This is a genomic window from Aedoeadaptatus coli, assembly GCF_900343085.1.
Taxonomy (GTDB): Bacteria; Bacillota; Clostridia; order Tissierellales; family Peptoniphilaceae; genus Aedoeadaptatus; species Aedoeadaptatus coli.
On record NZ_OPYI01000004.1, the window covers coordinates 116,866 to 130,416 of the forward strand.

A 13,551-nucleotide genomic window follows, 5' to 3' on the forward strand; every position below is an offset into this window, starting at 1 on the left:
CATGGATTACAAAGTTTACGAAGACGGCATGATCGCCCTGCGCTTGGATCCCGGCGACGAAATTTGCGAAAGCATTTTGGCTTTGGCGGAAAAAGAAGACATTCAGGCGGCCGCGGTGACAGGCCTCGGCGCCACCGACGACGTGGTCATCGGAATTATGGACACGAAGGCGAAAAAATACAACGATATTCCGTTGAAAGAGCCCTTTGAGCTCACCTCATTGATTGGAAATCTTTCGAGAAAAGACGGCGCGCCGTACCTCCATGCCCACATTAATTTGGGGAACACGAAAGGCCGCGTCTTCGGCGGCCACTTGCAATCGGCGGTGATTTCCGTCACGGCGGAAATTTTCATTCGCCCGATCAAAGGCGCCATCGACCGAAAGTTCAACGACGGTATCGGCGTGAACCAAATGATTTTTTAATCCTTGTAAGCATTTTAAAGAGTCGGGCAGCCGGCTCTTTTTTCTTGCCGATTATGGGAGAAGAAGTAAATTGGTGAAAAAAATATCTAAATTTCGCCTCACAGGGTGGCGAATCGCCCTCGCTATGCTAAAATGAAGAAAGTAAGAAGTAAAGAAGTTCCTTTTCCGAAAGGTTCGCCCTTGAGGAAGAGGTAGGAGGTGTCTATGAACGAAAAATTGGGAATTATCGCCATTATCGTCGAGACCGGCTCCGGTGAAACCATTAAGAGGATCAACGACCTCTTACACGAGGAGCGGGACATTATTGTGGGACGATTGGGCATTCCCTACCCGAAACGCGGATTGTCGCTCATCAGTGTCGTCGTCGACGGCAAACAAGATAAAATCAACGCCCTGTCGGGAAAACTGGGCATGCTGGAGGACGTCACTGTACGAACCACCTTGGCCGGAGATCTATGATTCAGGAAATATTCAGAAAAGTAGATGAAGGCCGAGGCCTGGAGAGAGACGACATACGCTATTTACTCGAAAACCGCGAGGCTGTGGAAGAGGCGGTCTTTGAAAAGGCACGGGCCATCACCGACCTGCACTTTCACAAAAAGATTTACGTGCGCGGTTTAATTGAATTTACAAACCATTGCCATAACAATTGCTACTACTGCGGCATTCGCCGGGACAACGGCGAGGTCGAGCGCTACCGCATCACCACCGAAGAGCTGGAAGCGTCGGTGGCCGTCGGTGCCGAGGCGGGCTTTCAAACCTTCGTCCTTCAAGGAGGCGAAGACGCCTACTTTACCGACGAGCGCCTGGTGGATTGGGTACGGCGAATCAAAAAGATTCAGCCGAGCTGCGCCATTACCCTCTCCGTCGGGGAGCGGAGCATGGAAAGCTACGCCCGCTTGAAAGAAGCCGGCGCCGATCGCTTTTTGCTGCGCCATGAAACCTACGATCCCGCCCATTACAAAAAGCTCCATCCGAAAGAAATGGATCAGCAAAAGCGGATGAAGTGCCTTATGGACTTAAAGGCCTTGGGCTACCAGGTGGGAAGCGGCTTTATGGTGGGCAGCCCCTATCAAACCATTGAAAATTTGGTGGATGACTTTATGTTCCTCCAAGAATTTCAGCCGGCCATGATCGGCATCGGCCCCTATGTGCGCCACCACGCCACGCCCTTTCGGGATTTCGAAAACGGCAGCGTGGAGTTGACGGCTATGTGCATCGCCATTTTGCGTCTGCTTTTTCCCACGGCAAACATTCCGTCAACAACCGCCATGCAGACCTTGGCGGAAGACGGACGCAATCGAGGCATCTTAGCCGGGGCCAATGTGTTTATGCCCAATCTGTCGCCGCCCAGGGTGCGAAAGAGCTACGCCCTCTACGACAACAAGGCGGCCTTTGCCTTGGAAGCGGCGGAAAACTTAAGGGATCTAAAGGAGCAAATCGCCCAATTAGGTTATGAAATTGTTATGAGTCGAGGAGATTTTACGGGAAGGGAGAACCACAATGTACAATAAAATGTCTGCAAAGGCAGAAGAATTTATCAATCACGACGAAATTATGGCCACGCTGGAAGAGGCCAACGCCAATCGCACGAACCGCGAAATGCAGGAGGCGATTTTAGAAAAGGGTCGGAAAATGAAGGGCCTGGACCACCGGGAAGCGGCGGTTCTCTTAATGTCGGAGCTGGATGACATTCGCGAATCCTTCCGCCAATTGGCGAGAGACATTAAAAAGAAGTACTACGGCAATCGCATCGTGCTTTTCGCGCCCCTGTATCTGTCCAACTACTGCGTCAACGGCTGCGTCTACTGCCCCTACCACTACAAAAATAAAAACATCGACCGGGTCAAACTCACCCAAGAACAAATCGAAAAGGAAGTCATCGCCCTGCAAGACTTGGGCCACAAGCGCCTGGCACTGGAGCTGGGCGAAGATCCGGTGAACAATCCCATCGAATACGTCTTGGAAAGCATCAAAACCATCTACTCCATTAAGCATAAAAACGGCGCCATTCGCCGCGTCAATGTAAACATCGCGGCCACCACCGTGGAAAATTACAGAAAGCTGAAAGAAGCGGAAATCGGCACCTACATTCTGTTCCAAGAAACCTACCACAAGGAAAATTACGAAGCCCTGCACCCGACGGGACCGAAATCCAACTGGGCCTACCACACGGAAGCCATGGACCGAGCCATGGAAGGCGGCATCGACGACGTGGGCCTGGGCGTCTTGTACGGCCTGAACAATTATCCCTACGACTTCGTGGGCCAATTGATGCACGCGGAACACTTGGAAGCCTACAAGGGCGTGGGACCCCACACGATTTCCGTGCCCCGGATTCGCCCCGCCGACGACATCGACCCCGACGAATTTGAAAACGGCGTGCCCGATGAAATTTTCGAAGACATTATCGCCTTGATTCGCGTGGCCGTTCCCTACACGGGCATGATTATTTCCACGCGGGAAAGTCAGGAAATGCGCAAAAAGGCCCTGGAACTTGGCGTATCCCAAATCAGCGGCGGCTCCAAAACCTCCGTCGGCGGCTACGATGAAGACAGAGCAGAAGACAACTCCGCCCAATTCGACACCGACGACTGCCGTAGCCTGGATGAAGTTATTCACTGGCTCCTGGACTTAGGCTATCTGCCCAGCTTCTGCACGGCCTGCTACCGGGCGGGACGCACCGGCGAAACCTTTATGGAAGAAGTGAAGAGCTTCCAAATCGCCAAATTCTGTCAGCCCAACGCCATTATGACTCTGCAGGAATACCTCTCCGACTACGCCGCTGACGATACCTGCCAATTAGGCGAAGAAAAAATCCACGATTTCTTAAAGGATGTGGAACGGGACGATCTGCGTGAAAAGGCCGCGGAATACGTGAAGCGCATTCAAGGCGGCGAACGGGACTTCAGGTTCTGATATGGAAACGCAAAGAGGACTTCGGCTGCACATCGCCATTTTCGGAAAGACCAACAGCGGCAAAAGCACCTTAATGAACCTGCTCACCGAGCAAACCACCTCCATGGTTTCGCCGAAGCCGGGCACCACCACGGATCCGGTGTATAAGAACATGGAAGTGGACGGCCTGGGCCCGGTGACTTTCATCGACACGGCGGGCACCGCCGATGAGACGGAGCTCGGCGAAGCCCGGGGGGCGCGCACCATGAAAGTGGTGGATGAAATCGACGGCGCCATTTTAATCGGTGAGGTAGGCGACGGCATTTTAGAGCCCTTGGCGAAAAAAGACCTGCCCGTCTTAAAATTAAATCGCCCCTTTCCCGAGCGGGATGAAATTTTAAATTCCCTGACGGCGCTCTTCAAGGAAAAAAAGAAGGCTCCGGGTCTTTTCGACGGCATGGACATGGGAGAACACCTGCTCTTCGTCATGCCTCAAGACGAATCGGCGCCGAAGGGGCGGCTGATTTTGCCTCAAGTACAGGCCCTTAGAGAAGTCATCGACAAGGGCCTCACCGCCACGATTTGCGACTTGGACACCATGGACGGGGCCATTGAAAAACTGGCTAAAGCGCCGGATTGGATCGTCACCGACTCCCAGGTTTTCTCGGAAGTATACGCGAAAAAGCCGGCGGACTCCAAGATCACGTCCTTTTCTATCTTGTTCGCCCGGGCCAAAGGCGACATTGACATCATGGTAGAGGGAGCGAAGACCTTGCGCAGCTTGCCCGGGGATGCGAAGATTCTTATGGCGGAGGCATGCACCCACTCGCCCAAGGAAGAAGACATCGGCCGGGTAAAAATCCCCGCCATGCTCAAAAAGCGCTTGGGCGACGGGATCGCCGTGGACTTTACCCGGGGACTGAGCTTTCCCGAAAATGTCGGCGATTACGATCTCATCATTATGTGCGGCAGCTGCATGTTTCAGCGGCCCGTGGTCCAGGCTCGGGTGGCCAAGGCCTGTGAAAAAAACGTCCCCGTCACCAATTACGGCCTGGTTATTGCCGAGGCCAAGGGCATATTGGACAAAGTCGATTTTTAAGAAGCGACAAAGTCGGATTGCAAAATAAATAAAAATACGAAGCGGTGAGCCGAGCGCTCGCCGTTTCTTTATGGGAAGAAATGTTGTGAGATGTTGCCGTGTTCGATATAATAGTTCCCAGAAGGATTACGAGTGAGGTGTAAGTGTGAATGTATCAATTATTTTAGCGGCAGGCGAAGGCACGCGGATGAAATCCGACATGCCAAAGGTGCTGCATAAAGTTGCGGGAAAAGCCATATTAAGTTATGTGGTGGACAACTGCATCGCCAATGCCATGGATAAAACCGTGGTTATCGTCGGACACAAAAAGGCCGACGTCATCGACTATTTTAAAGACGCGCCGCTCACGTTTATCGAGCAAGCCATGGGCGAAGGCGTTCCCTACGGCACGGGCTACGCCGTCTACTGCGCCATGGACGAATTTTCCGACGAGGACAAGGTCTATATTCTCACCGGCGACACGCCCCTGTTTAAAGAAGAGACCATCGCCAGATTCAGAGCCTATGTGGAAAGCCACGACTTCGACGCATGCGTGTTAACCGCCGTGGTCAGCGATCCCTTCGGCTACGGCCGAATCATTCGGGACCAAGATTCCACCATCGCGGGCATCGTGGAAGAAAAAGACGCCACGGATAAAGAAAAAGCCATTACGGAAGTAAACACGGGCATCTTTGCCTTTACGGGCCGGGCCTTAAAAGAAAACATCGGCAATTTAAGCTCCGACAACAAACAGAGCGAACTTTACTTAACCGATGTGATCCAAATGCTTAAAGACGACGGAAAGAAAATCGGCGGATTTACCATTTGCAACGAAGAAGAAATGCTCGGGGTCAATTCCCGGGTGCAATTGGCCGCCTGTGAAAAAGTCATGCGCCGCCGCATCAACAAGTACCATATGGAAAACGGCGTCACCTTCCTCGACGACGCATCGACCTTAATCGACAGCGGCGTCAAAATCGGTCGCGACACGATTTTAGGGCCGAGCATCCACTTAGTGGGCGAGACGGTGATCGGCGAAGGCTGCGTCATTCAAGGCGCGAGCCGCATCGTGGACAGCACCGTGGCAGACGGCGCCGTCATCGACTCTTCCGTCGTTGAAAAATCCGTCGTGGGCCAAGGCGTGACCATGGGGCCCTACGCCCACCTGCGCCCCAACTGCGTATTGGAAGAAAATGTGCACATCGGCAATTTTGTGGAAGTGAAAAATTCCCACATCGGCAAGGGCACCAAGGCGGGCCATTTGGCCTATATCGGCGACGGCGACGTGGGAGAAAATGTCAACATCAGCTGCGGCGTGATCTTTTGCAATTACAACGGCAAGGAAAAATTCCGCACCACCATCGGCGACAATGCCTTTATCGGCTCCAATGTCAATTTGGTGGCCCCCATCGCCATCGGCGAAGGCGCCTTTATCGCCGCCGGCAGCACGGTGTCGAAAAATGTGGAAGACGGAAGTTTGGCAGTAGAGAGAAGTGAACAGAGAATGATTCCCGGTTGGAACCGGAGAAAGGACAGCTAGTATGAATAATCACGGTGAAGTCGTCGTTATTGCGGGCAATTCCAACCAGCCCTTAGTGGAGAGAATCTGTAAGATTCTGGGCATCGAACAAAGTGCCTGCGAAGTCAAACAATTCTCCGACGGAGAAATCTCCATCGACATTATGGATTCCGTGCGGGGCAGAGACGTATTCGTCATTCAACCCACCTCGGGTCCGGTAAACGACCACTTAATGGAACTTTTGATTTTAATCGACGCCTTAAAGCGTGCCTCCGCCGGCCGGATCAACGCCGTCGTGCCCTATTACGGCTACGCCCGCCAAGACAGAAAAGTGCGGGCAAGAGAACCGATTACGGCGAAACTCGTGGCCAATTTAATGACCGTAAGCGGCGCGGACCGCGTCATCTGCATGGACCTGCACGCCGGTCAAATTCAAGGCTACTTCGACATTCCCGTCGATCACTTAACCGCCGTTCCCTACTTGGCGAAATACTTTAAAGAAAACATCGACACATCCAATATCGTCGCCGTCAGTCCCGACTTGGGCGGCGTCACACGCACTCGTAAATTTGCCGAAGAAATCAACGGCGCTCCCATTGCTATTATCGAAAAGAGACGACCCAAGGCCAACGAAAACGTGGTAATGAACGTCATCGGTTCCATCGAAGGCAAAGACTGCATCCTCGTGGACGACATTATCGACACGGCGGGCACGGTCTGCAAGGCCGCCGACGCCCTGAAAAAATACGGTGCCAAGAAGGTCTACGGCTGCGCCACCCACGGCGTGCTTTCGGGACCGGCCATCGAACGCATCGACAATTCCGTTATGGAACGCTTCGTCATTACCGACACCATCGACTTGCCGGAAGAAAAACACATCGACAAGATCGACATCGTGTCCGTGGCACCGATTCTCGCCAGTGCCATTACGCGGGTAAATACCGACCGCTCCATTAGCAAGATCTTCGAAGAAGTGTAAAATGCTTATCGTCGGTTTAGGAAACCCGGGGGATCGCTACAAAAACACCAGACACAATGTGGGCTTTATGGCCGTGGACGCCATTTCAGACGCTTTAAACATTCCCGTAAGCTCCATTAAATTTAAAGGCCTTTACGGGGAAGGGCGCGCCTTTGGAAAGAAGGTGCGTCTTTTAAAGCCTACCACCTACATGAACGAGTCCGGCCAATCGGTGAGGGCGTGCATGGATTACTTTAAAATCGCGCCGGAAGATGTGCTGGTCTTGGTGGACGATATCGACATCGCCTTCGGCACCATTCGGCTTCGTAAATCCGGCAGTGCCGGCACCCACAACGGACTGAAGTCCATTATTTACCAAGTGCAATCGGATCAATTTCCCCGACTGAAAATCGCCGTGGGAAAGAAAAATCCCCACATGGACTTGGCCGATTTCGTCCTCAGCACCTTTTCCGGGGACGAGGAAAAAATCATGGACGAAACCATTGAAAAGGCGAAGGATGCCACACTTTTGTTTATAAAAGAGGGGCTCGATGCCGCCATGAATACCTATAACGGAAAGTAGAAAGCAGCTCCAAGGGGCTGCTTTTTAGGAGGCAAAATGACGCGTATTTACAATGAGCTTTTTTCAAAGGATCCCTCCTTTCGACAAGTGTCAGACGGCCTGAGGGAGGGCGAATTTCCCATCGGCTGCTACGGCTTGGCGGAGGCGGCCATTGCCCCTGTCGTGGATACGATCCGTAGGGATCAAGACAGGCCCGTGCTTCTCGTGACCTACGACGTGGCTCGGGCGAAGCGATTGGCGGAAGACTTGTCTTACTACGCCGAAGAAGGCGTCTTTCAGCTCCAGGCCCGAGAACTGTTTTTCTTTCAACGGGACGCGGGGAGCAACGAGCTTTTAAGCGCCCGATTGAAAACCCTTCAGGCCATGTTGGACGGCCGGGCTAAGATCGTGGTCACCACGCCGGAGGCTTTGGGTGGCATTTTTCTGAAGCCTGTGTATCTGAAAGATGCGGCATTCTCCCTTCAAGTAGGGGATGTGGTGGACACCGACGCCCTCACGGAAAAGCTTTTGGCATCGGGCTACAAGCGCGTAGATTTCGTCGAGGGCATGGGCCAATTTTCCATTCGCGGCGGCATCATCGACATTTTCACGCCCCAAGATTACCCCTACCGGGTGGAGCTTTTCGACGTGGAGGTGGACTCCATACGCCGCTTCGATCCCGAGACCCAGCGCTCCGTGGAAGATGTGGATGGGGCGGAGATCTTTCCTGTTCACGACGTCATTTTCGACGACGGCCTCAAAGACAGCGTGGCCGCCGCCATCGAAAAAGATCTGAAGAAAATAAAAAAATTGAGCCGCGTCTCCCAAGATCGGGCGGAAGAAAAATTTATGCCCCTGATGGAGCAGTTGAAAGACCGCGCCTTTTTGTCCCACACGGATCTCCTGCTTCCCTACATTCCCGAAAAGGAGCGGGCCTCCGTCGTCGATTACTTTAAGGAATCGCCGTTGATTTTTGTCGACGAGCCGCGGCGCATGAGGGAAGTGGCTGAGAAGCAGGAGCTTTCTCTCGTCGATACCCTGAGCGATTTGGCCGAGGCAGGGGAGCTTTTAAAGTCCCATTTAAGCATACAAATCGACTACGACGTCATCGAGGGGGACTTGGCGGCGCGGGATGCAATTATCTCCAGCCACATCGTCCGCGCTCCGGGAAATTATCAGCTGAAGCGCATCGCCAATTTCAATGTAAAGACCGTCACCAGTTTCGGCGGCCGCATGCGCTACTTCAAAGAAGAAATTCAGCGCTATCTGGACAGAGACTACGCCGTCGTCCTCTTAGGCGGCAGCGAGGAGAAGACCCGCCGGTTGGAAGACACGGTGCGGGACATGGGCTTTGCGCCCGTGCCTCTTAAGGATGTCTTAATGCCCGGGGTGATACAATTTGATTCCGGTCACGTGCACGGCGGCTTCGAGATGGAAGAAGTGCGCTTCGTCCTCTTAAATGCCACGGAAATTTTCGGCGAGACGAAAAAAAGAAAGCGGCGGCGCAAGAAAAAAGACGTCATCGACTTGGGGAGCCTGTCCGTCGGCGATTACGTGGTCCACGAAATGCACGGCATCGGAAAATTTATGGGCACCACCAATCTGGAGGTGCAGGGCATACGCCGGGACTACATCAGCCTCTTCTACCAAGGGGGCGACAAGCTCTTTTTGCCCATGGATCAAATGGCTTTGATTCACCGCTACATCGCCTCCGACGACGCGCCGGTGAAGATCAACCGCCTGAACACCCAAACCTGGAAGAACACTAAGGCCAAAGCCAAGCGCAGCGTGGAAGAAATGGCGGAGGATTTGATTCGCCTCTACGCCAAGCGGGAAGATGTGGCGGGCTACGCCTTTACCGAGGATCAGCCCTGGCAGAAGGATTTCGAAGCGGCCTTTCAATTCGAAGAGACCGACGGCCAATTGGAAGCCACGGAAGAGATTAAAAAGGACATGGAAGAAGCGAAGCCCATGGACCGCCTGCTCTGCGCCGACGTGGGCTACGGCAAGACCGAAGTGGCCCTTCGCGCGGCCTTTAAGGCGGTATTGGACGGCAAGCAAGTGGCCTTTCTCGTGCCCACGACTATTCTCGCCCAACAGCACTACAACACCATGCGGGAGCGCTTCGCCAATTTCCCCGTGGACCTCGCCCTTTTGTCCCGCTTCCGCTCGAAGAAAGAACAGGAAGAGGATTTGGAGCGGCTCAGGATCGGCGCCGTGGACGTTGTGGTGGGCACCCACCGCCTCCTGTCGAAAGACGTGAAGTTTAAGGACCTGGGCCTTTTGATTATCGACGAAGAGCAGCGCTTCGGCGTGCGGCACAAGGAGCGTCTCAAGCTTTTAAAAGAAAGCGTGGATACCTTGACCTTGACGGCGACGCCCATCCCGAGGACTTTGCAAATGTCCCTCGCGGGCATTCGTGACATGTCCGTCATCGACGAGCCGCCCCGGGAGCGCTTCCCGGTGCAAACCTACGTGGTGGAATACAATCCCATGATGATTCGCGAAGCCATATTAAAGGAGCTGGACCGAGGCGGACAGATCTACTTCGTCTACAATCGGGTGCGCACCATGGAAAAAATGCTCGGCGACTTACAGGACTTGGTCCCCGAGGCCCGCTTCGCCATGGCCAACGGCCAAATGAGCGAGCGGGAGCTGGAAAACACCATGCTCCGGTTTTACAATCGGGACATCGACGTGCTTCTCTGCTCCACCATTATCGAAACGGGCATGGACGTCTCCAATGCCAACACCATGATCGTGTGGGAGGCCAACCGCCTCGGGCTCTCGCAGCTCTACCAACTGCGGGGGCGCATCGGCAGGAGCAATCGCATCGCCTACGCGTACTTTACCTACAAGCGGGATGCGGGCATTTCCGAAGTGGCGGAAAAGCGCCTCGCCGCCATTCGCGAGTTTACCGAATTCGGCAGCGGCTACAAAATCGCCATGCGGGATTTGGAGATCCGCGGATCGGGAAATATTTTAGGGGAGAGCCAACACGGCCACATGAACGCCATCGGCTACGATCTCTACATTAAGTTTTTGAAACAGGCCGTGCGTCGGGCCAAAGGCGAAGAGGACGCGGAAGAAGTGGACACCGCCCTGGACGTGTTAATCGACTCCTACATTCCCAAGAGCTACATTAAAGACGAAACCCAGCGCATGGAAATGTACCGGAAGATCGCCGTCATCACCGACGACGAGGACGAGCGGGATGTCATCGACGAGCTCATCGACCGCTTCGGCGATCCGCCGAAGGCCGTTCTTCAGCTGGTGCATCTCTCCAAGATTCGCCACCTGGCCTCCACCCTCAAAGTGGAAACCATTCAACAAAAGGGCGACGAGTACAGCTTCCACTTCGTCGAAGGCTACGAACTCGATCTGTCCCTCTTAAACGAACTCACCAGCGTCTTCGGCAAGCGATTGGTCTTTTCCATGGCCGGAGAATACAGCATTCGCCTCTCGGCGGAGAAAAATGCCCTGGACGATGTAGAAAAAGTCCTGGATCTTATGAAAATACACAAATCGCACACACGAAAGGCCTAGTTACTTGTTATAATGAAATGGAGATTTTAAAAGTAAGGAAAGGATGTTTATGACTATTAAAAACACGATGAAAAAAATCGGCGTCGTCTGCTTGGCGGCGACGGTTCTCTTAACCGGTTGCGGCAAAAAAGATGTCGCCGCCACGGTAAACGGCAAGCCCATCACCATCGAAGATTACGAACGGGAATACAAGATGCAGGCCCAACAAGCCATGGCTCAATACGGGGAAGATTTCCTCATGCAAAAGAGCCCCGACGGCAAACAAACCATGGGCGAAATCATGCGTCAAAACACCCTGGACAATTTGGTTCGCTTCGAAATCTACAAACAAGATGCCGAAGAAAAGGGCATTAAGATCACGGACAAAGACGTGGACGCAGAATACAAGAAAATGGTCGATATGTACGGCGGCGAAGAAAAATTACAAGACGCCTTAAAAGAAAACAACTTAACCGCCGATCAAATGAGAGAATACATGAAGACCAACCTTCTCATGCAACAATACCAAGAAAAAATGCTGAAGGAATTGGAACCGACGGAAGAAGAACTGAAAAAGTACTACGACGGCCACAAAGACGAATTTAAAACCGCCGAAGCCAGCCACATTTTGGTTAAAACCAAAGAAGAAGCCGACGCCATTAAAAAAGAATTGGACGGCGGCGCCGACTTTGCGAAACTTGCCAAAGAAAAGAGCTTGGACACGGGAAGCGCACAAAACGGCGGCTCCCTGGGTCAATTCTCTCCCGGCCAAATGGTAAAGGAATTCGACGAAAAAGTATTCTCCATGAAGCCCGGCGAAATTTCCGATCCCGTGAAGACCCAATTCGGCTTCCACATCATTAAGCTTGAAAAGATCTCCAACGACTTCAAGGGCGCCAAAGACGCCGTAAAAGAAGCGGTCATTCAAGAAAAATTCAAGGAATACAACGACAAGCTCGAGAAAAAAGCCAAAGTAAAACGCACGGTGAACACGGCGAAAGACATTCCCGTAGAAGCACCGAAAAAAGCCGAAGCGCCCGCCGACAAGGCACAAGGCGAAAATGCCAAGGCACAAAACGCCCAAGCCAAAGGCAATGCCAATGCCAAGGACGCAAAGGAAGAAAAGAAGTAAATCAATCCATGAAAGAAACAGCCTGTCTCAGGACCGGGCTGTTTTTTAGTTGCCTTACGGAAACGGGGAAGGAAAAGGGCCTATAAATGGCTTCATTGGGCTAAAAAATCCTTTTTTAACTAGACAAAGGCCGCCGTGAATAGTACAATAACAAAGGTAAAAGGGGGACGTCATGGGAAAGTTACGAATTGTCGGTCTCGGTCCGACCAATGAAAAGGACCTTACGGTAAAAGCCTTGGAGGCCATTCACGACGAGTCGAAAAAATTTCTCAGGACGGAAGCACACGACGCAGTCGCGTATTTTCGCTCCCACCACATTCCTTACAAAAGCTACGATTACCTCTACGAATCCCTGGATGATTTCGACGCCATCTACCGGGCCATCGCCGATGACCTTCTGGAGGCTTCGAAGAGCGAGGACATTACCTATTTCGTTCCCGGTCATCCCTTGATTGCGGAAAAGACGGTGGTCTATCTTTTGGAAAAGGACCCGAACATCGACATCGTCGACGGATTGAGCTTTATCGAGCCGGTACTGGCTTCGGTAAAAAAAGATCCCATCGACGGCCTGAAAATCATTAACGGCGACGACTTTACGGATCTGGATCTGGACGTGCACGTGGACACCATCGTGACCCAAGTGTACAATCAGCGGATCGTGCGGGAGTTGAAGCTGGCGCTGTCCGAGCTTTACGGCGACGAGCACGAGGTCTTCGTCCTCTCCCACGCCGGACACGAGGCGAAAGCCTTTAGGGAGAAGCGGCCCGTGTACATGCTGGATCGCTTCGACGATTACGGCTACGAAACCAGCCTGTATATTCCCGCCACGGAGGCGTACAAAGATGTAAGGGATGTCGTACGGTTGATTCGACGGCTTCGCGGCCCCGAGGGCTGTCCCTGGGACGGGGAACAAACCCACGAGAGCATGAAGGCCCATTTAATCGAAGAAGCCTACGAAGCGGCCTATGCCATCGACTGCAAGGACGATTTCGCCATGGAAGAAGAACTGGGCGACGTCCTGTTTCAAGTCATTTTTCACGCCGAATTGGCGGCGCAAGAAGGCACATTTACTTTGGCGAGCCTCATCGAAGCCCTGGTGGAAAAAATGATCCGCCGTCACCCTCACGTCTTTAAAGGCGGTGCGAGTGATTGGGAGGGCATGAAATCGAAAGAGCGGGGCAGTCAAAGTTTGGGAGAAAAACTTCGCCACTACGAGGGCTTGCCGGCCCTGATGCGGGGGCAGAAAACCGTGGCCCGTTTGCCGGAGGATGCACTGCGTTCCGAGGTTTTCGCGGACATGGACGAAGACAGCCGCCGAATCGTCGAAGGACTTATAAAACTGTTGATCGATGCCGAACATGCGGGAATCGACGCGGAGAGCACCTTGGCCGCGGCCTTGGGCCGACTCACCGACGCTCTTTCCCATGAAGGCGACGAAAATAAAAATTTTTAGGA

11 protein-coding genes are annotated in these 13,551 nt (G+C 53.0%); all 11 read left to right on the forward strand.

Features of this window, described 5'->3' with window-relative positions:
- Position 1: 1 nt before the first annotated feature.
- Positions 2–424, forward strand: coding sequence for a PPC domain-containing DNA-binding protein (locus tag DG046_RS03255; RefSeq protein WP_108831149.1), 423 nt, complete (start codon positions 2–4; stop codon positions 422–424).
- A 204-nt stretch (positions 425–628) separates the two neighbouring features.
- The gene (locus DG046_RS03260; protein ID WP_108831150.1) at positions 629–883 is read left to right on the forward strand and encodes a TM1266 family iron-only hydrogenase system putative regulator; all 255 of its coding nucleotides are present in this window, start codon (positions 629–631) and stop codon (positions 881–883) included.
- A complete protein-coding gene (gene hydE, locus DG046_RS03265) occupies positions 880–1,938 on the forward strand; it encodes a [FeFe] hydrogenase H-cluster radical SAM maturase HydE (RefSeq protein ID WP_199909572.1) in 1,059 nt (352 codons plus the stop codon). Before DG046_RS03260 ends, hydE begins: the two co-directional genes overlap by 4 nt.
- Positions 1,928–3,343, forward strand: a complete 1,416-nt coding sequence (hydG, locus tag DG046_RS03270; protein ID WP_108831151.1) for a [FeFe] hydrogenase H-cluster radical SAM maturase HydG — start codon at positions 1,928–1,930, stop codon at positions 3,341–3,343. The genes hydE and hydG overlap by 11 nt, the downstream gene beginning before the upstream one ends.
- A gap of 1 nt (position 3,344) precedes the next feature.
- Positions 3,345–4,421 carry a GTPase gene (locus DG046_RS03275; RefSeq protein WP_108831152.1) on the forward strand — a complete coding sequence of 359 codons (1,077 nt, stop codon included), beginning with the start codon at positions 3,345–3,347 and terminating at the stop codon, positions 4,419–4,421.
- 145 nt (positions 4,422–4,566) lie between these two features.
- Positions 4,567–5,940 carry a bifunctional UDP-N-acetylglucosamine diphosphorylase/glucosamine-1-phosphate N-acetyltransferase GlmU gene (glmU, locus tag DG046_RS03280; RefSeq protein WP_108831153.1) on the forward strand — a complete coding sequence of 458 codons (1,374 nt, stop codon included), beginning with the start codon at positions 4,567–4,569 and terminating at the stop codon, positions 5,938–5,940.
- Position 5,941: 1 nt separating this feature from the next.
- Positions 5,942–6,898: a ribose-phosphate diphosphokinase gene (locus tag DG046_RS03285; RefSeq protein WP_108831154.1), complete on the forward strand. Its 957-nt coding sequence runs from the start codon at positions 5,942–5,944 to the stop codon at positions 6,896–6,898.
- 1 nt (position 6,899) lies between these two features.
- Complete coding sequence (gene pth / locus DG046_RS03290) at positions 6,900–7,460, forward strand: aminoacyl-tRNA hydrolase (RefSeq protein WP_108831155.1); 561 nt, start codon at positions 6,900–6,902, stop codon at positions 7,458–7,460.
- A 36-nt stretch (positions 7,461–7,496) separates the two neighbouring features.
- The gene (mfd, locus tag DG046_RS03295) at positions 7,497–10,985 is read left to right on the forward strand and encodes a transcription-repair coupling factor (RefSeq protein WP_108831156.1); all 3,489 of its coding nucleotides are present in this window, start codon (positions 7,497–7,499) and stop codon (positions 10,983–10,985) included.
- A 49-nt stretch (positions 10,986–11,034) separates the two neighbouring features.
- Positions 11,035–12,096, forward strand: coding sequence for a peptidylprolyl isomerase (locus DG046_RS03300; RefSeq protein ID WP_159082040.1), 1,062 nt, complete (start codon positions 11,035–11,037; stop codon positions 12,094–12,096).
- A gap of 172 nt (positions 12,097–12,268) precedes the next feature.
- Entirely contained in the window at positions 12,269–13,549 is a 1,281-nt protein-coding gene (locus DG046_RS03305; protein ID WP_108831158.1) for a MazG nucleotide pyrophosphohydrolase domain-containing protein, read from the forward strand.
- The last annotated feature ends 2 nt before the right edge of the window (positions 13,550–13,551 follow it).

Bases quoted from the DNA above. Each gene is read 5' to 3' on its own strand.
- DG046_RS03255 (WP_108831149.1), top strand. From the start codon at position 2: ATGGATTACAAAGTTTACGAAGACGGCATGATCGCCCTGCGCTTGGAT.
- DG046_RS03260 (WP_108831150.1), top strand. From the start codon at position 629: ATGAACGAAAAATTGGGAATTATCGCCATTATCGTCGAGACCGGCTCC.
- hydE (WP_199909572.1), top strand. From the start codon at position 880: ATGATTCAGGAAATATTCAGAAAAGTAGATGAAGGCCGAGGCCTGGAG.
- hydG (WP_108831151.1), top strand. From the start codon at position 1,928: ATGTACAATAAAATGTCTGCAAAGGCAGAAGAATTTATCAATCACGAC.
- DG046_RS03275 (WP_108831152.1), top strand. From the start codon at position 3,345: ATGGAAACGCAAAGAGGACTTCGGCTGCACATCGCCATTTTCGGAAAG.
- DG046_RS03285 (WP_108831154.1), top strand. From the start codon at position 5,942: ATGAATAATCACGGTGAAGTCGTCGTTATTGCGGGCAATTCCAACCAG.
- pth (WP_108831155.1), top strand. From the start codon at position 6,900: ATGCTTATCGTCGGTTTAGGAAACCCGGGGGATCGCTACAAAAACACC.
- mfd (WP_108831156.1), top strand. From the start codon at position 7,497: ATGACGCGTATTTACAATGAGCTTTTTTCAAAGGATCCCTCCTTTCGA.
- DG046_RS03300 (WP_159082040.1), top strand. From the start codon at position 11,035: ATGACTATTAAAAACACGATGAAAAAAATCGGCGTCGTCTGCTTGGCG.
- DG046_RS03305 (WP_108831158.1), top strand. From the start codon at position 12,269: ATGGGAAAGTTACGAATTGTCGGTCTCGGTCCGACCAATGAAAAGGAC.